General features: G+C 66.8%; 16 protein-coding genes. 4 read left to right on the forward strand and 12 right to left on the reverse strand.

The window, feature by feature from the left end; all coding sequences use genetic code 11:
* From H7841_12815 to H7841_12850, 8 genes are all read right to left on the reverse strand, one after another.
* Nucleotides 1–881 (reverse strand): ankyrin repeat domain-containing protein (locus tag H7841_12815; protein MEO5337754.1); only part of this gene is annotated, 881 nt, incomplete at its 3' end.
* A 20-nt stretch (nt 882–901) separates the two neighbouring features.
* Nucleotides 902–2776, reverse strand: a complete 1875-nt coding sequence (locus H7841_12820) for an ATP-binding cassette domain-containing protein (GenBank protein MEO5337755.1) — start codon at nt 2774–2776, stop codon at nt 902–904.
* A 64-nt stretch (nt 2777–2840) separates the two neighbouring features.
* A complete protein-coding gene (locus H7841_12825) occupies nt 2841–4163 on the reverse strand; it encodes a bifunctional folylpolyglutamate synthase/dihydrofolate synthase (protein MEO5337756.1) in 1323 nt (440 codons plus the stop codon).
* Nucleotides 4132–5088 carry an acetyl-CoA carboxylase, carboxyltransferase subunit beta gene (gene accD, locus H7841_12830; GenBank protein MEO5337757.1) on the reverse strand — a complete coding sequence of 319 codons (957 nt, stop codon included), beginning with the start codon at nt 5086–5088 and terminating at the stop codon, nt 4132–4134. The genes H7841_12825 and accD overlap by 32 nt, the downstream gene beginning before the upstream one ends.
* A 4-nt stretch (nt 5089–5092) precedes the next feature.
* Nucleotides 5093–5914 carry a tryptophan synthase subunit alpha gene (gene trpA, locus H7841_12835; protein MEO5337758.1) on the reverse strand — a complete coding sequence of 274 codons (822 nt, stop codon included), beginning with the start codon at nt 5912–5914 and terminating at the stop codon, nt 5093–5095.
* Nucleotides 5911–7122: a tryptophan synthase subunit beta gene (trpB, locus tag H7841_12840; GenBank protein MEO5337759.1), complete on the reverse strand. Its 1212-nt coding sequence runs from the start codon at nt 7120–7122 to the stop codon at nt 5911–5913. Before trpB ends, trpA begins: the two co-directional genes overlap by 4 nt.
* 1 nt (nt 7123) lies before the next feature.
* Nucleotides 7124–8335: an argininosuccinate synthase gene (locus tag H7841_12845; GenBank protein ID MEO5337760.1), complete on the reverse strand. Its 1212-nt coding sequence runs from the start codon at nt 8333–8335 to the stop codon at nt 7124–7126.
* Between the two features lie 86 nt (nt 8336–8421).
* Complete coding sequence (locus tag H7841_12850) at nt 8422–9984, reverse strand: hypothetical protein (protein MEO5337761.1); 1563 nt, start codon at nt 9982–9984, stop codon at nt 8422–8424.
* Between the two features lie 220 nt (nt 9985–10204).
* Between H7841_12850 and H7841_12855 the strand changes: the two genes are divergently transcribed.
* Complete coding sequence (locus H7841_12855; protein MEO5337762.1) at nt 10205–10624, forward strand: CBS domain-containing protein; 420 nt, start codon at nt 10205–10207, stop codon at nt 10622–10624.
* 55 nt (nt 10625–10679) lie between these two features.
* On the opposite strand, the gene rlmN is transcribed toward H7841_12855, so the two are convergent.
* Genes rlmN through carA form a run of 4 tightly spaced genes read right to left on the reverse strand, consistent with a single transcriptional unit; the run spans nt 10680 to nt 14375 of the window.
* Complete coding sequence (rlmN, locus tag H7841_12860) at nt 10680–11702, reverse strand: 23S rRNA (adenine(2503)-C(2))-methyltransferase RlmN (protein ID MEO5337763.1); 1023 nt, start codon at nt 11700–11702, stop codon at nt 10680–10682.
* 53 nt (nt 11703–11755) lie between these two features.
* The gene (locus tag H7841_12865) at nt 11756–12265 is read right to left on the reverse strand and encodes an invasion associated locus B family protein (protein MEO5337764.1); all 510 of its coding nucleotides are present in this window, start codon (nt 12263–12265) and stop codon (nt 11756–11758) included.
* Between the two features lie 56 nt (nt 12266–12321).
* Nucleotides 12322–13245: an acetylglutamate kinase gene (gene argB, locus H7841_12870; protein ID MEO5337765.1), complete on the reverse strand. Its 924-nt coding sequence runs from the start codon at nt 13243–13245 to the stop codon at nt 12322–12324.
* Nucleotides 13242–14375: a glutamine-hydrolyzing carbamoyl-phosphate synthase small subunit gene (carA, locus tag H7841_12875; protein MEO5337766.1), complete on the reverse strand. Its 1134-nt coding sequence runs from the start codon at nt 14373–14375 to the stop codon at nt 13242–13244. Before carA ends, argB begins: the two co-directional genes overlap by 4 nt.
* A gap of 240 nt (nt 14376–14615) precedes the next feature.
* Here carA and H7841_12880 point away from each other — a divergent pair, with 240 nt between their 5' ends.
* From H7841_12880 to rpoD, 3 genes are all read left to right on the forward strand, one after another.
* Nucleotides 14616–15071, forward strand: a complete 456-nt coding sequence (locus H7841_12880) for a GatB/YqeY domain-containing protein (protein MEO5337767.1) — start codon at nt 14616–14618, stop codon at nt 15069–15071.
* A gap of 4 nt (nt 15072–15075) precedes the next feature.
* Nucleotides 15076–16851: a DNA primase gene (gene dnaG, locus H7841_12885; protein MEO5337768.1), complete on the forward strand. Its 1776-nt coding sequence runs from the start codon at nt 15076–15078 to the stop codon at nt 16849–16851.
* Between the two features lie 327 nt (nt 16852–17178).
* Nucleotides 17179–19272 (forward strand): RNA polymerase sigma factor RpoD, encoded by a 2094-nt coding sequence (rpoD, locus tag H7841_12890; GenBank protein MEO5337769.1) that lies wholly within the window; start codon nt 17179–17181, stop codon nt 19270–19272.
* Nucleotides 19273–19278: the final 6 nt, after the last annotated feature.

A 19278-nucleotide genomic window follows, 5' to 3' on the forward strand; every position in this document is an offset into this window, starting at 1 on the left:
TGGGCGATGGCCGGGATGGGGGCCGGGGTCGGCGGCGCGACGGGCGCGACCGCGGCCATCGCCTCGGGAGCCGGTGGCGGAGCGGCGGAGGACTTGTCCGGGGAGGACCCGAAAATACCCTTCAAGCGATCCATGATACCGGGACCGGAGTCCGGCTCGGCCGGGCGGCCTTCCGGTTCCTTCGCCGCCGGGACTTCGGTCTTTTCCGTCGCCGGCTTGTCCTCGACGGGCTTGGCGACGTTTTCGGGCGACGCGGTGAAAACCCCCTTGATCTTGTCGAACAGGCCTCCCTCGCTGGCCGAACCCGTCGATGCCGGGGCCGGTCCTGTTGGCGCCGCAGGCGGGGCCTGGGCGGCACGGGTGGCCACCACCGCCTTGCCGGGCGCGAAGGGATTGGGCTGGCCGGGCGCCAACTTGGGCGGCGGTGGCGGGGCCTGGACCGGTTCGGGGGCCGGGCGCTCGACGGCCTGCGGGGGGGCCGAGGGAACGGTCACGTATTGCGAGGGCTTCCCTGGGGCTCCCAGGATCTCGGTCTTTTGTACCGAAGGAACGGGAACCGGTTCGGCGGCCAAAGGGCCGGGTGCCGAGGGGGTGGCATCGCCCTTGGCGATCGCCCCGCGGTGAGACAGGAGGAAATGCGCCAGATCGTAGAAACCGCGGTCGACGGCGATATCGATGGGGGTCATGCCCAGGCTGTTGCGGACGTTGACGTCGGCGCCTTCGGCGATGGCGGCCTGGACCTTGGCCTTTTCGTTGGCGCGGACGGCATCGAACAGGCGCTTGGTCGCGTCCGCCGATTGGGCGAGGGCCGGCGCGGAGACCAGCCAAACGGTTCCGGCGAGGATCAGGATGGAAAGGGCGAAGCGGCGAAATCGGGTCATGGTGGGGATTATAGCGGGTCTTACCCGCTTCCTTCCAGGGCTTCCATGGCGGTCATCCAGACATGCTCCGCCGCATCCATGGCACGATCAAGGCGGCCCATCTCCATCCGCAGGGCGGGAATGTCCGCGCCCGCCTTGGCATAGAGGGCGGGATCGGCGAGGCGGGCTTCCAGGGCGGCGCGTTCGCGGCTGAGCGCGTCGAGATTCTTCTCGGCCTCCTTCACCGCCTTGCGCAGGTGGGCGGTGTCGGCCCGGTTCTGGGCTCGTTCGCGTCGCGCCTCGCGGCGGTCGTCGCGCGGCTTGTCCTCTCGGCCTTCCCGCTTCTCCGTGCGCCGCTGCTCCAACAGGTGGCGGCGGTAGTCGGCCAGATCGCCGTCGAAGGCCGTGCAGGTGCCATCCGCCACCAGCCAGAGCCGATCGCAGACCAGTTCCACCAGATGGGGATCGTGGCTGACCAGGATCACCGCGCCTTCGAACTCGTTCAACGCCTGGACCAGGGCTTCCCGGGCGTCCACGTCCAGATGGTTGGTCGGTTCGTCCAACAGCATCAGATGCGGCGCCTCCAGGCTCATCAGCGAGAACAGCAGGCGGGCCTTCTCGCCGCCCGACAGGTCGCCCACCTTGGTGTCCGCCTTTTCCTGGGAAAATCCGAAGCGGCCCAGGTGGGCGCGGGCCGGGGCCTCGAACAGGCGGGGAGCCAGCTTGCGGATGTGCTCGAACGGCGTCGCGGCATAGTCCAGTTGCTCCGCCTGGTGCTGGGCGAAGTAGCCGACCTTCAGCTTGCCCGCCCGGACGACCTTGCCGGCCAGGGGCTGCAAATCGCCGACAAGAAGCTTGAGCAAAGTCGACTTGCCGTTGCCGTTGGCTCCTACCAGGCCGATGCGGTCGTCCATGTCGAGGCGCAGGACCAGTCGCCGCAGCACCGGATTTTCCGGGTCGTAGCCGGCCGCCGCACCTTCCAGGGACAAGATGGGTGGGGCGAGAGGCGGCGGCGTCGGAAAGCCGAAGCTCACCGAGGACTCTTCCAGGGCGGCGGCGATGGGCTCCATGCGGGCCAGCATCTTGAGCCGGCTCTGGGCTTGGCGGGCCTTGGTGGCCTTGTAGCGGAACCGGTCGACAAAGGCCTGGATGCGTTGTTGTTCGGCCACTTGGCGGTCGCGGGCCTTGCCCTGGAGGACCAGGCGCTCGCGCCGGGTCCGCTCGAAGACGTCGTAGTTGCCGGCGTAGCGGACCAGCTTGCCGCCTTCCAGATGAACGATTTCCTCCGCCACCTCATTCAGCAGGCCGCGGTCGTGGCTGATGACGATCAGGGTGCCCGGCCAGGACGCCAGATAGCCCTGCAGCCAGAGAGTGGCCTCCAGGTCCAGGTGGTTGGTGGGTTCGTCGAGCAGAAGCAGGTCCGGACGGGCGAACAGAGTGCCGGCCAGGGCCACGCGCATTCGCCAGCCCCCGGAAAAATCGCTGAGCGGCCGGCCCTGCGCCGCTTCGTCGAATCCCAGGCCGGCCAGGATGGCGGCGGCGCGGGCCGGAGCGGTATGGGCCTCGATATCGGCCAGGCGAGTGTGGATGTCGGCGATGCGGTGCGGATCGGCGGCGGTTTCGGCCTCCGCCAACAGGGCGGCGCGCTCGAGATCGGCGGCCAGCACGGCGTCGATCAGGCTCTGCGGCCCGCCCGGCGCCTCCTGGGATACGCGCCCGACGCGCACCCGTGCCCGCAGGCCGATCGCCCCTCCGTCGGGGGCGATGTCGCCAGCGATCAGGCGGAACAGGGTGGTCTTGCCCGAGCCGTTGCGGCCCACCAGCCCGACCTTGTGCCCGGCCGGGACGGCCAACGAGGCGTCATCGAACAACACGCGGCCGCCATAGCGGAAAGTGAGATCGTTGATATGCAGCATGGACGGGGTGATAGCACGGCACGGGCCCCAGGAAAATCCCGGGATCGTGGGTCCCCCCCTCCGGTCAGGCCGGCCAGTAGTCCTCGCCGCAGTTATCCAGGGCATCGCCGATCAGGTAGAGGGAGCCGCAGACCAGGACGCGGGACGGCGTCCCGCCAGCCGCGGCGATACGTTCCAGCGCCGTGGCGACATCGGGTGCGGACGCGGCGGGAATGGCGCGGACGCGGGCGAAGGCGGCGATGGCCTCGGGATCGATCGAACGGTCGGTGCCCGGCACCGGCACGGCCTGCAGGGAGGCCACCCGCCCGGCGAAGGCTTCGACGAAATCGTCGGGATCGCGAGGCTTGGTCATACCCAACACCAGATGCAGCGGCATGCCGCGCCAGCCGCGCGCCTGCTGGGCCAGCATGGCGGCGGCGGCGGGATTGTGACCGCCGTCCAGCCATAGCTCCCAGCCGTCGGGCAACAGCTTCGCCAGGGGCCCGCCCGCGATCCGTTGCAGGCGGCCGGGCCAAGTCACCGACCTGAGCCCCAGTTCGATGGCGGCCGGCGGCACCTTTAAATCGCGCAGGAAATCCACGCAGACCACCGCCAGGGCCGCGTTGCGCACTTGATGGGGGCCGATCAGGACCGGATCGGGCAGGCGACGAATGGAATGGCCCTCGTGCAGGGTGAGCCCCTGGGGCATCTTGGTGGCGAACCAGTCGGGGCCTTCCTCGTGCAAGGACGCAGCCACTTCCTGGGCGCGGGCCCGTACCACGCTGGCGGTCTTGCGGCTCAGCTTGGCGGTCACGCAAGGCACGCCGGGCTTGAGGATGCCGGCCTTTTCCCCGGCGATCTCCTCCATGCTGGAACCCAGGAAGTCCTGATGGTCGAGGGAAATGGGGGTCAGAACCGTCAGCAGCGGCTTGTCGAGCACGTTGGTGGCGTCCAGCCGGCCGCCCAGGCCGGTTTCCAGCAGCAGCACGTCCGCCGGCTGTTGGGAAAAGGCCAGGAAGGCCGCCGCGGTGGTGATTTCGAAAAAGGTGATGGGACGACCGGCGTTGACTTGTTCCGCCTCGTCGAGCACCGCCACCAAATCCTCGTCGGAAATCAGCCGCCCGCCCAGGCGGACGCGTTCGTTGAACCGGACCAAGTGGGGCGAAGTGTAGACATGGACGCGATAGCCGGCCGCCTCGAGGATAGCGCGCAGGAAGGCGATCGTCGAACCCTTGCCGTTGGTGCCCGCCACATGCACGGCGGGAGGCAGCCGAACCTCGGGATGGCCGAGGTCGGCCAACAGGCGCCGTACCCGGTCGAGGGACAGATCGATGGCCTGGGGGTGCAAGCCCTCCAGGCGTCTCAGGCGAGGATCGTCACTCCGCAGGGCGGTCCCCTTCCCCGCCATCGGATGCCGCACCGCCGGCCGCCATGGCCCAGGCCATCTCGTGCGGCACCAGAGGCAGCACCTGGGCCGAGGGCCCCGGATTGCGCAACAGGCCGACGATTCGGATCAGGGTGTCGCGCAGTTCGTGGCGCCGGACCACCATGTCGACCATGCCATGGTCCATCAGGTATTCGGCCCGCTGGAAGCCCTCGGGGAGCTTCTCGCGGATGGTCTGCTCGATGACGCGCGCCCCGGCAAAGCCGATCACCGCGCCGGGCTCGGCGATGGCGATGTCGCCCAGCATGGCAAAAGAGGCCGAAACGCCGCCCGTGGTCGGATCGGTCAGCACAACGATGTAAGGAAGCCCGGCTTCCCGCACTTCCTCGACCGCCAGGGTGGTGCGGGTCATCTGCATCAGCGATAGGATACCTTCCTGCATGCGGGCGCCGCCCGACGACGGCACGACGATCAGGGGAGCGTCCTGCACCATGGCAAGACGCGCCGCCGACAGGATGCCCTCGCCCACCGCGACGCCCATGGACCCGCCCATGAACGAGAACTCGAAGGCGGCGACCACCACGCTCATCCCGCCCATGCGGCCGTGGGCGACCACCAGGGCGTCCTTGGCGCCGCTCTTGAACTGGGCTTCCCGGAGACGGTCCGAGTACTTCTTGCGGTCGCGAAAGCGCAACGGATCGACAACGGTATCGCCCACCTCGATGGTCTGGTAGGCGCCGTCGTCGAAAAGCATCTTCAGCCGTTCGGCCGCATTGAGCCGCATGTGATGGCCGCAGTGCGGGCAGACGTTGAGGTTGGTCTCCAGGTCGCGATGAAAGATCATCTGCTCGCAACGCGGACACTGGCGCCACAGGTTGTCGGGGATTTCCTTCTTGCCCCCAACCAGTTCGCGCAGCTTGGGCTTAACGAAATTCTTGAGCCAATTCACCGCACTACCCCTTCTTCCGCACGCCGTCGCCCAGCCGTCCGGCGAAAGCCAGGACCTCCGCCACCAGTCCCGGCTTGGCCTGGCCGTTGCCATCCAGGCCGGCGGCCACCACGTTGACCAGGGCGGACCCGACCACCGCCGCTTCGGCGATGGCGGCGATCCGGCCCGCGTGTTCCGGCGTCTTGATGCCGAATCCGACCGCCACCGGCAGGTCGGTATGCCCCTTCAGCCGCGTCACCGCCGCCTCGACCTGGTCGATGGGCGCCGAGGCGGTACCCGTGATACCCAGGATCGAGACATAGTACACAAAGCCGCTGGCGTTCCTAAGCACCTTCGCCAGGCGGGCGTCATCGGTGGTCGGTGCCGTCAGGTAGATGAAGTTGATGCCCGCCTTGAGGGCCGGCAGGCACAACTCGCCTTCCTCCTCGGGCGGCAGGTCGACGACGATCAGGCCGTCCACCCCGGCTTCGCGGGCATCCTTCAGGAAGGCGTCCACCCCGTAGCTGTAGATGGGATTGTAGTAGCCCATCAGCACGATAGGCGTGGCGGCGTCGCCCTGGCGGAATTCCGCCACCATGGCGAGGGTTTTCCTCAGGGTCATGCCGGCCCGCAGCGCCCGCAGCGAGGCGGCCTGGATTGCCGGTCCGTCCGCCATGGGATCGGAAAAGGGCATGCCCAGTTCGATGATGTCGGCCCCGGCCGCCGGCAGGCCCTTGAGGATGGCCAGCGATGTCGCGTAATCGGGATCTCCGGCGGTGATGAAGGCCACCAGGCCGCCGCGCCCTTCCCGCTTCAGATCCTGGAAACGCCGGTCGATGCGGGTCATAGGTCCATCCCCGAATGGCGGGCCACGGTATTGAGGTCCTTGTCGCCGCGCCCGCTCATGCAGGCCACCATCAGGTTGTTCTTGGGCAAGGTCCCCGCGATGCGCAGCACATGGGCCACCGCATGGGCGGATTCCAGGGCCGGGATGATGCCTTCCAGGCGGGTGCAGGCGTGGAAGGCCTCCAAGGCCTCGGCGTCGGTGGCCGAGACATAGTCCACCCGGCCGATGTCGTGCAGCCAAGAATGCTCGGGCCCGATGCCCGGATAGTCGAGCCCGGCCGAAATGGAATGGGCTTCCTGGATCTGACCGTCTTCGTCCTGCAGCAGGTAGGTGCGGTTGCCATGCAGCACTCCCGGCCGTCCCGCCGAAAGGGAGGCGGCGTGCTTGCCGGTCTCGATGCCCTCGCCCGCCGCCTCGACGGCGAAGATGCGCACGCCCGGATCGTCCAGGAAGGGATGGAACAGGCCCATGGCGTTGGAGCCGCCACCGATGCAGGCCACCAGGGTATCGGGCAGGCGCCCTTCCAGCTCCTGCATCTGGACCCGCACCTCCTCGCCGATCACCGACTGGAAGTCCCGCACCATCATGGGATAGGGATGCGGCCCGGCCACAGTGCCGATCAGGTAGTAGGTGTTCTCCACGTTGGCCACCCAGTCGCGCATGGCCTCGTTCATGGCGTCCTTGAGGGAGGCCGAGCCGGCGGTCACCGGCTTGACCTCGGCCCCCAGCATCTTCATGCGGAAGACGTTGGGCGCCTGGCGTTCGATGTCCTTGGCGCCCATGTAGACCGTGCAGGGAATGTCGAACAGGGCGCAGACGGTGGCGGTGGCGACGCCGTGCATGCCGGCGCCGGTCTCGGCGATGATCCGGTTCTTGCCCATGCGTCGCGCCAGCAGCGCCTGGCCGATGCAGTTGTTGACCTTGTGGGCGCCGGTGTGGTTGAGGTCCTCGCGCTTGAAGTAGATCCTGGCGCCGCCCAGCTTTTCCGTCATGCGCCGGGCGAAATAGAGCGGGCTGGGCCGGCCCACGTAGTGGGTCAGGTAGCCCTTCATCTCGGCATGGAAGGCGGGATCGGCCTTGGCGGCGGCGTAGGCCTTCTCCACCTCCAGGATCAGCGGCATCAGGGTCTCGGCGACGAAGCGCCCGCCGTAGATGCCGAAGTGGCCGCCCTCGTCGGGGCCGTTGCGGAAGCTGTTGAGGTTGGTCATGTCACTTCTTCAGGGCCGCGGCCAGGCGCAGACGCAGGGCGTTCAGCTTGATGAAGCCCTCGGCGTCCTGCTGGTTGTAGACGCTGTCGGCCTCGAAAGTGGCGACGGCCTCGGAATAGAGGCTGAGGGGCGATTTGCGACCGACCACCATGACGTTGCCCTTGTAGAGCTTGACGCGCACCGTGCCGGTGACCCGCTCCGCGGCCTTGTCGACGAGGGCCTGGAGCATCTCGCGCTCGGGCGTGAACCAGAAGCCGTTGTAGACCAGCTCGGCGTAGCGCGGCATCAGTTCGTCCTTCTGGTGCATGGCGCCGCGATCCAGGGTCAGGCTTTCCACCGCCCGGCGGGCGTGGAACAGGATGGTGCCGCCCGGCGTCTCGTAGACGCCGCGCGACTTCATGCCGACGAAGCGGTTCTCCACGATGTCGGTGAGCCCGACGCCGTTGGCGCCGCCCAGTTCGTTCAGGCGGGTCAGCAGGCCGGCGGGCGACAGGCGCTTCCCGTCCACCGCCACCGGATCGCCCCTTTCGAAGTCGATTTCCACGTAGGTGGGCTTGTCGGGCGCCGCCTCGGGCATCACCATGCGGGACAGGACGTGGGTGTAGTCGACCTCGGACCAGGGGTCCTCCAGCATCTTGCCCTCGGAAGAGATGTGCAGAAGGTTGGCATCCTGGGAGAAGGGCGCCTCGCCGCGCTTGTCCTTGGGCACCGGAATCTGGTGCTTCTCGGCGTATTCGATGAGCTTGGAGCGCGAGGTCAAGTCCCATTCCCGCCACGGCGCGATGACCCGGATGCCGGGTTCCAGGGCGTAGTAGCCCATCTCGAAGCGAACCTGGTCGTTCCCCTTGCCGGTGGCGCCGTGGGCCACGGCATCGGCGCCGACCTGGCGGGCGATTTCCACCTGGCGCTTGGCGATCAGCGGCCGGGCGATGGAGGTTCCCAGCAGGTAGGTCCCTTCGTAGAGGGCGTTGGCGCGGAACATGGGGAACACGTAGTCGCGGACGAATTCCTCGCGCAGGTCCTCGATGAAGATCTGCTTGATGCCCATCATCTCGGCCTTCTTGCGGGCGGGTTCCAGTTCCTCGCCCTGGCCGACGTCGGCGGTGAAGGTGACGACCTCGCAGCCGTAGTTGTCCTGCAGCCAGCGCAGGATCACCGAGGTGTCGAGTCCGCCCGAATAGGCCAGGACCACCTTCTTGACGTCTTTCTTCATGGGGGCACCCTTGCGGCGAAAAGAAAACGAGGCGGCGCAGTATAGGCCATGCGCGCCGCCTCGCAAGAGGGTGCGGGGGAGTCGTGTCAGAGGAAGGGAATGGCCTTCATCAGGGGATCGTCGGCCTGAAGTTCCGCCACCCTCTTGACGGTGGGGGCGAGGGGTTGGATCGTCCCCTTGGCCGCGACGGCATTCAGGAAGGCGATACCGTAGTCCAGGTATGCGCCGAGGACCGGAAGGATGGCTTCCGCCGCCTTGCGGCCGTTGCCCAGGGCCTCCACCGACCCGAGGGCCGGCGCCTGCTGGGCCTTCTTGCAGTCGGCGAAATAGCGACCGGCGACTTCGTGGGCCAGATGTTCCGCCGCCGCGTCGGGACGCACGGCCATCTTGTGGCGGACGAACAAGGGCAGGACCGAAAGTTCGTCCACATAGGCCGCCTCGGCCCCTTCGCCGAACAGGAAGTCGATGATGGTCTTCTGGTTGTAGCCGAATTCCGGCGCCGTTTCGGCCATGGCTTCCGCCTGGGTCTGCATCGATTTCAGGAACTCGGCCAGCTTGTAGTCGGAGCCTGCCTCCCAGTCGACCAGAGAACAGTCGTTGACGCCGCGCCGGAGCGCGCTTCTGCCCTTGCCCGGCGCGCTGATGTTGGGATCGTCCTGGCCCGAGACCACCGCCACGCCTCCTGCCGGAGCCGTGGTGGCGATGTAGCCGGAACACATGAAGCAGGGCTCCAAGGTCGTGTAGAGCCGGCTGCCGACGGGCAGTGTCGGGGGGTTCTTGCCCGTGAGGTACTTGCCGATCATCAGGGTCTCGCCGTGATAGGTTGGATTGGTCTCCTTGAGGTTGAGCCCCCAGCCGACGATCTGGCGCGGCGTCGTGACCGTCTCGGGAACGGCGGGGGCCACCAGGATCGACCCGATGTTGTTGCCGAAGGGGCGCGGCCCCTCCTTCTTCCGATCCGTCTTCGGCAAGTTGCGATTCCAGGACCCGCCCACCAGGGCATAGGCCAGGAGCATGAAGATCGAGTCGATCTTCGCCAATTGAATCGCCGCCGCCGCCGCGTCGACCTTCAGGTCGCTGGAAACCGTCGCGAGGTCGGGGCCAGCCGGCTTGATCCCGGCGAGGAAGGTGAAATCGAGCGCGGCGCTGGGATCTACCCATGCAGCATCTCTGAAAGTCCCACCCGGCAGGTTCTTGAACCCCTTCAGCCACTCGATCGTGTTGCCGCCGACGGCATAGGCTTTCGGCGTGCCGATGGTTTCCTCGCTGGGGTTGTACAGAATATAGTAGTTCTTCTGGAGGTTCGCGACATTGCCGACCGGGTCGTCCTCCTTGGTGAACTTCCCCGGCACGGAATAGACGATCCGCCGGACCTTGATCCGCCAGGCCATGCCCAGGCAAAGCTCGGTAGGTTCGTAGTTCAGGTAGAGGTCGTGGCCGGGGACGTCGTCCTTGACGTTCTGACAGATCTGGACCACCGGCGTGTGGTCCGGGGTATCGATGATCGCCTGCGCGGCCTGGGTCGCGACCAGCGACGCATCCGGCTTGGTGGGCCAGGAACCGCGGACCAGGACACCGCATCTCCCATTCTCGGGCGCCTTGCGGAAAGCCTCGTTGAGGAAGAACAGGTAGGTCAGGTCGTCGGTCATGGCGGGCCTCCGGGGCGGCGTTTCGACGGACGGGCGGGAACGCGGGAGGAAGCTCGCGGCCAAAAGGAATGCGCGCAGCCTCGGGTCCATCGCCGGTCCGTCCTCCTTTGCCGTAGACGCCCGGCGCCCGCCGCTTGTGACGCCTCCCCTTGACATCTTGCGGCCTACTGCCGACGTACCGGAGTGACCTTTTCGGCTTCACGAAGCGAAGGAGGTTCCCATGCGGATCAAGGAAATCATGTCGCCCGAGGTAGAATGCCTCGATCCGACGGCGACCATCCTGGATGCAGCCCAGATCATGCGCGAGTGCAACGTCGGCAGCCTGCCGGTGATGGCGGGCGACCGTCTGGTCGGTATCCTGACCGATAGAGACATCGTCTGCCGCCTGGTGGCGGAGGGTTTGGACGGCGAGACCACCTTGGTGGATACCATCATGACTCGGGAAGTCGCCACTTGCCTTGACAACGACGACGTGGAAGTGGCCATCCACCTGATGGAAGACAGGAAGATCCGACGCTTGGCAGTCCTCGACCACGATACCAGCCGGATGATCGGCATGCTGTCCCTGGGTGATTTGTCCGCCACTCTGCCCCACGACATCGCCGGCGAAGTCATGGACCGGGTATCGGTGCACCACTAGCGATAGCGATCCGGGAAGAAGGCGGGAGCCCCGCCAATCGGCAGGCCATGACGGCCTATGACTCTTGCGGGCGGCGCTGCCGTTCGCTTTCCGAGCGCAACTGGCCGCAAGCGGCCAGGATGTCGCGGCCCCGGGGTACCCGTATGGGGGCCGAATAGCCGGCGTCCAGCAGGATGCGGGAAAACCTCTGCATGGCGGCGATGGACGGCGTATCGAAGGGCGCCCCCGGCCAAGCGTTGAAGGGGATCAGGTTGAACTTGCAGGGAATGCCCTCGATCAGGCGCAGCAGTTCGCGGGCATCCTCGGGACTGTCGTTGACGCCCTTCAGCATGATGTATTCGAAAGTGATGCGCCGGGCGTTGGTGGCTCCGGGATATTCGCGGCAGGCCTTCATCAGTTGGGCCAGCGGGTACTTCTTGTTGATCGGCATGATGCGGTCGCGCACTTCGTCGGTGGCGGCGTGCAGGGACACGGCCAGCTTGACCCCCAGTTCCTCGCCCAGGCGCTTCATCATCGGCACCACGCCCGAGGTCGACAGCGTGATGCGCCGCTTGGAGATGGAAATCCCCTCGTGGTCCATCAGGATGGACAGGGCCTTGGCGACCTCGTCGTAGTTGAAGAGCGGCTCCCCCATGCCCATGACCACCACGTTGGACAGCATGCGCTCGTCGGTGGGTGTCGGCCATTCGCCAATGGCGTCGCGGGCCGCCATCACTTGGCCGACGATCTCGCCCGCCGTCAGGTCGCGCACCAGGGGCTGGGTGCCGGTATGGCAGAAGCGGCAAGTCAGCGTGCAGCCCACCTGGGTGGAAACGCAGACGGCGCCGCGGTCTTCCTCGGGGATGTAGACGGTCTCGACCTCGTTACCGTCGTCGAGGCCCAGCAGCCACTTGCGGGTGGTGTCCTCGGATATCTGCTCCCGCACCAGGGCGAGGCGCCCCACCCGGTAGCCTTCGGCCAACTTGTCGCGCAACGGCTTGCCAAGGGTGGTCATCAGGGCAAAGTCGGTGACGCCCTGGTGATAGATCCAGTGCCAGAGCTGGCGGGCACGGAAGGGCTTCTCGCCGATGGCCGCCATCTCTACAGCCAATTCGGCGCGGCTCAGGCCCACCAGATCCTTGCGTGAATCGCTCAAGGGGCCCCGCAGGCCTTGTTGAGGGCATCGTGGGCCGCCCCGAACCCCTTCAGGGAATAGGTGTCCTCGACCAGCTTGCCCGTCACCGGGATCGCCTTGGCGATCAAGGAATTCCCCGAACGCATGGACTGCACCATGGCCTTGTCCCCCGAAGCGTCGCGGTTCCAGCCCGCGCCGTCCTTGAAGAACAGCTTGAACGAGGCCCCGCCGATCAGGGCGTCGACGTCCTGGCCCTCCTTGACGGCGAATCCGGTCTGCACGGCAACCTCGTTGAAGACCTTATCCGCCGGATAATGGGTAATCAGCACCATGGCGTCGGCACGCTTGGCCGGCGAATTATCCGACTTGGTCGGGTGGCTGGCCATGTAGCAGATCTTCTTGCCGCCTTCGGTGGTGGTGAAGACGTTCCAGGTCTCGAAGGCGCCCACGTGCTTGGCGGCGGCGGCCCAAACGAGCCCGGCGACCAGGCAGGCGAGGATGGCGAGGATGGGGGCGAGGAGTTTCATGACGCCAATAGATACCCGCCCGCCCGCCGCTTGCCAAGCCGAGAACGAGAGGGAGGTCAGGCCGGATCGCGCAGGATGAGCGTACCGACGCCATGCTCGGTGAACAACTCCAGCAATACCGCGTGGGGAACCCGGCCGTCCAGGATGACGGCGCCTTCCACTCCGGCTTCGATGGCGTGCAGGCACATTTCCACCTTGGGAATCATGCCGCCGGTGATGGTGCCGTCGGCGATGTAGGCCCGCGCCTCGGTGGCCGTCATCTGCTGGATCAGGCGCTTCTGCTTGTCCAGGACGCCCTCCACGTCGGTAAGCATCAACAGACGCCGCGCCTTCATGGCCCCGGCGATGGAACCGGCCGCCGTGTCGGCGTTGATGTTCAGCGTCTCCCCATGGGGGCCGCGGCCGATGGGCGCGATCACCGGGATGATGTCTGACTTCTCGAAGAATTCGAGGATGTGGGTGTTGATCGTCTTCGGCTCTCCCACCAGGCCCAGGTCGAGGATGGTCTCCGCCTGGGTGTCCGGGTCGCGCTTGACCTTGCGCATCTTGACGGCATCGATCAGGTTGCCGTCCTTGCCCGACAGGCCGACCGCGAAGCCGCCCGCCAGGTTGATGGCGGAAACGATATGTTTGTTGATCGAGCCCGACAGAACCATCTCGGCCACCGTGGCCGTCTCGCCGCAAGTAACCCGCAAGCCGTCGATGAACTCGCTCTTGATGTCGAGGCGCTTCAGCATGCTACCGATCTGCGGGCCTCCGCCGTGCACCACGATGGGGTTCATGCCGACGAAGCTGAGCAGCACCACGTCGCGGGCGAACAGATGCGCCAGTTCGTCGCTTTCCATGGCGTGGCCGCCGTATTTGACGACGAAGGTCCCGCCGGCATGCTGCCGCAGGTAGGGCAAGGCCTCGGAGAGCAGCTTGGCCTGGGCCACCCACTCTTCGCGCGTCTTCTCCGTGTGCTTGACGGTGGTGCTCATGGCTTCCTCGCCATCAGGTCCACGAAGCGGTGGAACAGGTAGTGGCTGTCATGGGGCCCGGGCGAGGCCTCGGGATGATACTGTACCGAGAAGGCCGGGCGGTCGGCAAGGCGCAGACCCTCGATGGTCCCGTCGAACAGCGACCGGTGGGTCTCGATCACGATATTGGGCAGGCTGTCGCGGTCGACGGCGAATCCGTGGTTCTGGCTGGTGATTTCCACCTTGCCGGTTTCCAGGTCCTTCACCGGCTGGTTGCCGCCGCGATGGCCCATGTGCATCTTGTAGGTCTTGGCGCCCAGGGCCAGCCCCAACATCTGGTGCCCCAGGCAGATGCCGAACAAGGGCAGGCTGGCGTCCAGCACGCCGCGGATCATCGGCACCGCGTAAGCCCCCGTGGCCGCCGGATCGCCGGGACCGTTGGACAGGAACACGCCGTCCGGCTTGTAGGCCAGCACCTGTTCCGCGGTCGCCTGGGCCGGCACCACCGTCACCCGGCAACCGGCCGAGGCCAGGCAGCGCAGGATGTTGCGCTTGGCCCCGAAATCCACCGCCACCACATGGAAGCGCGGCGCCGTCTGGCGGGAAAATCCTTCGCCCAGGCGCCAAACGGATTCGTCCCAGTCGTAGGGCTCGCGGCAGGTGACCTCCTTGGCCAGGTCCATGCCTTCCAGGCCCGGCCAGGCCCGCGCCATCACCGCCAGCGCCGCCGCATCGAGACGGTCGTCCGGGGCATGGATCAAAGCCCCGCGCGGGGCGCCCCCGTCACGGATCCGCCGGGTCAAACGGCGGGTATCGACCCCGGTCACGGCGACCAGACGGTGCCGCTTGAGGTAGGTGTCCAGATGCTCGGTGGAGCGCCAGTTGGCCGGGTTGGTGATATCGGTCCGGAGCACACAGCCACGCACGGCCGGCGTCACGGTCTCGATATCTTCCGGAGTGGTACCGACGTTGCCGATATGGGGAAAGGTGAACGTGATGATCTGCCCGGCGTAGGATGGATCGGTCAGGATTTCCTGGTAGCCGGTGATCGAGGTGTTGAAGCAGACTTCGCCGACAGCCACTCCCTGGATGCCCGCCCCACGCCCCCAGTAGACGGAACCGTCGTCCAGCACCAGGGCGGCGTCGGTCATGGGCGGCCGCGCGGCGTCGGCCGGCGCTACGGGATCGGCGGAAGCGGACATGGGCGTATCCTCGAGGACTGCTCCAGCGTTGTTTAAGCCATTGTGACACGCCGCGTCAAGAGCCGGCCCGAAACACGAAAAATATTATAAATCAAATACTTATAATGAATGCCGTTGCCTCCGAGGGTCTTCTCCGCTAACGTCCCCCCTTCCGGAGGACCGGGAAACGATGGAGGGGAGGCCCGAATCATGCTGCGCCAACGCCTGAGCGAAGCCTTGAAGGAGGCGATGAAGGCCAAGAACGATCGCGGAGTTTCGACGGTGCGCCTGATCCTGGCGGCCTTGAAGGATCGCGACATCGCCGCCCGCGGCAGGGGAAACTCCGGCGGCATCCCGGAGGACGAAATTCTGCAGATGCTTCAGTCGATGGTGAAGCAGCGCCGCGAGAGCATCGCGCTCTACGAACAGGGTAACCGCCCCGATCTGGTGAAGAACGAGGCGGAGGAGATCGCCGTCATCGAGGGCTTCATGCCCCAGCAGATGGGCGAAGCGGAGATGGCCGCCGCCATCGACGCCCTGGTCGCCGAACTGGAAGCCAAGAGCCTCAAGGACATGGGCCGCACCATGGCCGCCCTGAAGGAACGCTTCGCCGGCCGCATGGACTTCGCCAAGGCCAGCGGCACCATCAAGCAGCGCCTGAGCTGACCCCTTGGCCTTCCCGGCGCAGTTCCTGGACGAGTTGCGGGCTCGCCTGCGCGTCACCGAGGTGGTGGGCCGCAAGGTCAAGCTGACCCGCAAGGGGCGGGAAAACTGGGGCCTTTGCCCCTTCCATAAGGAGAAGACCCCGTCGTTCTCGGTCAGCGACGAGAAGGGATTCTACCACTGCTTCAGTTGCGGGGCGCATGGCAGTGCCATCGACTTCGTGATGAACACCGAGAGCCTCAACTTCCCCGAGGCCGTCGAGAAGTTGGCCGGCGAGGTGGGGCTGGAGGTCCCTCAGGACAGCCCCGAGGAACGGGAGCGGACCCGCGAGCGGCAAACCCTCCACGAGGTGGTGGAAAAGGCCTGCCAGTTCTTCGAACGCTCGCTTCGCATGCCCGAAGGCCGGGCGGGCCTCGACTACCTGCGTCGGCGCGGCCTGGACGACGACACCGTCGCCCGCTTCCGCCTGGGCTTCGCTCCGGATTCGCGAAGCGCTCTCAAGGCGGCCCTCGGGCGGGACGGGGTGGCGGAAGACCAGATGGTGGCGGCCGGCTTGGTGATCCGGCCCGAGGAAGGCGAGCGCGCGCCCTACGACCGCTTCCGCGGCCGGGTGATGTTCCCCATCACCGACCGGCGCGGGCAGGTGATCGCCTTCGGCGGCCGGGTGCTGGGGCCGGGCGAGCCCAAGTACCTGAATTCCCCCGAATCCGCCCTCTTCCACAAGGGCCGCACCCTTTACGGCCTGGCCCAGGCCCTGCCCGCCATCCGCAAGGCGGGAACGATCCTGGTCACCGAGGGCTACATGGACGTCATCGCCCTGGCGCGGGCCGGGTTCGAGCATGCGGTCGCCCCCCTGGGCACCGCGCTGACCGAGGACCAGATCCAGGAACTCTGGCGCTTGGCGCCCGATCCCATTCTCTGCTTCGACGGCGACGCGGCGGGGCAGAAGGCGGCGGCAAGGGCAGCCTTGCGCAGCCTGCCCATCCTCAAGGCGGGGGTGTCGCTGCGCTTCGCCGTGCTCTCCGGGGGCGAGGACCCGGACAGCCTGATCGCCAAGGAAGGCCCGGTGGCCATGGAGAAGATTCTGGCCACCGCCCAGCCCCTGTCGGAAGTGCTGTGGCGCATGGAATCCGGCGGCCACGTCCCCGCGGCGCCCGAACAGCGGGCCGCGCTGCAAAAGCGCCTGGAGGACCTGGCCCGGCAGATCCCCGAGCCCACGGTACGCGCCCATTTCCTGCGGGCCTTCAAGGATCGCCTCTGGCAACGGCCGGCGGCCCGCAAGGGCGGTCGCGGCCCCGGCCCCGCCGTCCTCGACGGCCGCGCCGGACCCGCCGCCCCCATCGACGGGCTGCACCAGGCCGAAAGGGTGCTGCTGGCCATCGCCATCAACCATCCGGACCGGTTCGTCCATCTGGAAGACAGTCTGGGCGTCGCCCATTTCGGCGAACCGGCCATGGATCGCCTGCGCCAGGACTTGGTGGTCCTGCTGGGCGAGGAGGGGGACTGGACGCCCGAGACGGTGAAGGAGGAACTGGCGCGGCGCGGCCAGGAGGATTCCCTGCACCTCTTGTTCCACGATCCCCTGATCCGCCGCCACCGCTTCGTGCGGCCCGATGCGCTGCCGGAAGATGTCCATGTGGCATGGCAGGACAACCTAGATCTGCTGCGCAAGGCCGCCCACCGGGCGGAACTGAAGGAAGCGGACGCCGACGACGGCGACTATTCCGACGAGGCCCTGGCCCGGCGATTGGCCCTCGTGCGCGCCCGCCTGGGCGAGGAGTGACCCCGGCCGCAGGTAGCCGCGGATGGTTTCGCCGTCGTCGGCAAGGGAAAAGTAGCGGCGGGGGCAGGCCGGCGGAAGACGCCGGTTGCCCTGGCTTGCAGCCCCCCGACTTGACAAACGCGGCCGCCGAGTCTTTATACCGCATTTCAGGGCAACAGCCTTGACGCGATCGCACGGGAACGCCATCTCAGGCAACACGGCCATCCGGAACGACGGGCCCGGCCTCGGGCTCGAAGGGGGAGGCGGCCTTTTTGCCGCGCCGATCATTCGGCGGCAGGCCTAGCGGTTTCGTCACGGCGCGGCATCCCACCGGGAGCGGAATTCCTCATGGCCACCAAAGCGACCAAGGCGGCGACCGAACCGAAGGACACCCAGGGCGAGACGGCGGACAGCCCGCTTCTCGATACTTTGGGGGCGGGCATCAAGAAGATGATCGCTCGCGGGCGCGAGCGCGGCTACGTCACCTACGACGAACTGAACGCCACTCTGCCGCCGGATCAGGTTTCCTCGGAGCAGATCGAGGATACCATGGCCCAGCTTTCCGAGATGGGCATCAACGTCATCGAGAGCGAGGAAGGCGAAGAGCCCGCCGAAGCCGCCGAAAGCCAGCCTTTCGAGGAGGAATACGCCGGCGGTAACGTCGACGAGAACGAACTGGGTCGCACCGACGACCCGGTACGCATGTATCTGCGCGAGATGGGCTCGGTCGAACTGCTGTCGCGCGAGGGCGAAATCGCCATCGCCAAGCGTATCGAGGCCGGGCGCGAGATGCTGATCGGCGGCATCTGCGAAAGCCCTCTCACCATTCGCGCCGTGGTACAATGGCACGATGCCCTCGCCGAGGGCCGGATGCTGCTGCGCGACATCATCGATCTGGAGGCTACCTACGGCGAAAACCCGGGCAACGAGGAACTGGCGGCCGTGGAAGCCGCCGCCGACGCGGAAGAGGAACCCGCCCAGGAAATCGTCGAGGTCAAGCCCGCCCGTCCCGCCCGCAAGGGCGCCCGCCCCGGCGACGAGGCCGAGGAGGTCCCGGCCGCCCGCCGCCGGGCGCACGGCGAGGACGAACCGGAAGCCGGGCAAGGCGAGGCCGCCGAGGCCGAGGCCGTGGCGCCCGGCGAAGAAGGCGAGGATGCCGAGAGCGACGAGAACAACGTTTCCCTGGCGGTCATGGAAGCCGCCCTCAAGCCCCAGGTTATCGAGACCTTCGAGCAGATCGCCGCCACCTACAAGAAGCTGCACAAGCTGCAGATCCAGCGCATCGATGCCCTGAAGAAGGGCGAATCGATCAAGGCGGCCTCGGAAACCCGCTACGGCAAGCTCCGCCACGAGTTGGTCGAGTTGATGGAGAACGTCCATCTCAACAACGCCCGCATCGAGCAACTGGTCGAGCAGCTTTACGAATTGAACCGCCGCTTGATCGGCCAGGAAGGCCGCCTGATGCGCCTGGCCCTGGAATGCAAGGTCAAGCGCGAGGACTTCCTGCTCCATTACCAGGGCTACGAGTTGGACCCCAACTGGGTGGAGCGGGTCGGCAAACTGCCCGGCAAGGCCTGGAACAAGTTCGCCGCCAAGTACGCCAAGGAGGCCGAAGCCATCCGCGCCACCATCGGCGCCATCTCCCACGAGGCCGGCCTGCCGACCGCCGAATTCCGCCGCATCGTCTCGACGGTGCAGAAGGGCGAGCGCGAGGCCAGCAAGGCCAAGAAGGAAATGATCGAGGCCAACCTGCGCCTGGTGATCTCCATCGCCAAGAAGTACACCAACCGCGGCCTGCAGTTCCTCGACCTGATCCAGGAAGGCAACATCGGCCTGATGAAGGCGGTGGACAAGTTCGAATACCGGCGCGGCTACAAGTTCTCCACCTACGCCACCTGGTGGATTCGCCAAGCCATCACGCGGTCCATCGCGGATCAAGCGCGCACCATCCGCATCCCGGTGCACATGATCGAGACGATCAACAAGCTGGTGCGCACCTCGCGCCAGATGCTGCACGAGATCGGCCGCGAACCGACGCCGGAGGAACTGTCCGAGAAGCTCTCCATGCCCCTGGAAAAGGTGCGCAAGGTGCTGAAGATCGCCAAGGAGCCGATCAGCCTGGAGACTCCGATCGGCGACGAGGAGGACAGCCATCTGGGCGACTTCATCGAGGACAAGAACGCCGTCCAGCCGCTGGACGCCGCCATCCAGGGCAACCTGCGCGAAACCACCACGCGGGTGCTGGCTTCCCTCACGCCCCGCGAGGAGCGCGTGCTGCGCATGCGTTTCGGCATCGGCATGAACACGGACCATACCCTGGAAGAGGTAGGCCAGCAGTTCTCGGTGACTCGCGAGCGCATCCGCCAGATCGAGGCCAAGGCCCTGCGCAAGCTCAAGCATCCCAGCCGGTCGCGCAAGCTGCGCAGCTTCCTGGACTATTGATCGGCC

It is taken from the genome of Magnetospirillum sp. WYHS-4, assembly GCA_039908345.1.
Classification (GTDB): Bacteria; Pseudomonadota; Alphaproteobacteria; order Rhodospirillales; family GLO-3; genus JAMOBD01.

Bases quoted from the DNA above. Each gene is read 5' to 3' on its own strand.
- H7841_12825 (MEO5337756.1), bottom strand. From the start codon at position 4,163: ATGGCGGGGAAGGGGACCGCCCTGCGGAGTGACGATCCTCGCCTGAGA.
- rlmN (MEO5337763.1), bottom strand. From the start codon at position 11,702: ATGGCGGCCATCGGCGAGAAGCCCTTCCGTGCCCGCCAGCTCTGGCAC.
- rpoD (MEO5337769.1), top strand. From the start codon at position 17,179: ATGGCCACCAAAGCGACCAAGGCGGCGACCGAACCGAAGGACACCCAG.
- H7841_12845 (MEO5337760.1), bottom strand. From the start codon at position 8,335: ATGAAGAAAGACGTCAAGAAGGTGGTCCTGGCCTATTCGGGCGGACTC.
- carA (MEO5337766.1), bottom strand. From the start codon at position 14,375: ATGACCGACGCCGCCCTGGTGCTGGACGACGGTTCCGTCTACTGGGGG.
- trpB (MEO5337759.1), bottom strand. From the start codon at position 7,122: ATGACCAACCTCAACAGCTTCCGCAACGGCCCCGACGAGGGCGGCCAC.
- H7841_12820 (MEO5337755.1), bottom strand. From the start codon at position 2,776: ATGCTGCATATCAACGATCTCACTTTCCGCTATGGCGGCCGCGTGTTG.
- H7841_12880 (MEO5337767.1), top strand. From the start codon at position 14,616: ATGCTGCGCCAACGCCTGAGCGAAGCCTTGAAGGAGGCGATGAAGGCC.
- argB (MEO5337765.1), bottom strand. From the start codon at position 13,245: ATGAGCACCACCGTCAAGCACACGGAGAAGACGCGCGAAGAGTGGGTG.
- H7841_12855 (MEO5337762.1), top strand. From the start codon at position 10,205: ATGCGGATCAAGGAAATCATGTCGCCCGAGGTAGAATGCCTCGATCCG.
- trpA (MEO5337758.1), bottom strand. From the start codon at position 5,914: ATGACCCGCATCGACCGGCGTTTCCAGGATCTGAAGCGGGAAGGGCGC.
- H7841_12850 (MEO5337761.1), bottom strand. From the start codon at position 9,984: ATGACCGACGACCTGACCTACCTGTTCTTCCTCAACGAGGCTTTCCGC.
- H7841_12865 (MEO5337764.1), bottom strand. From the start codon at position 12,265: ATGAAACTCCTCGCCCCCATCCTCGCCATCCTCGCCTGCCTGGTCGCC.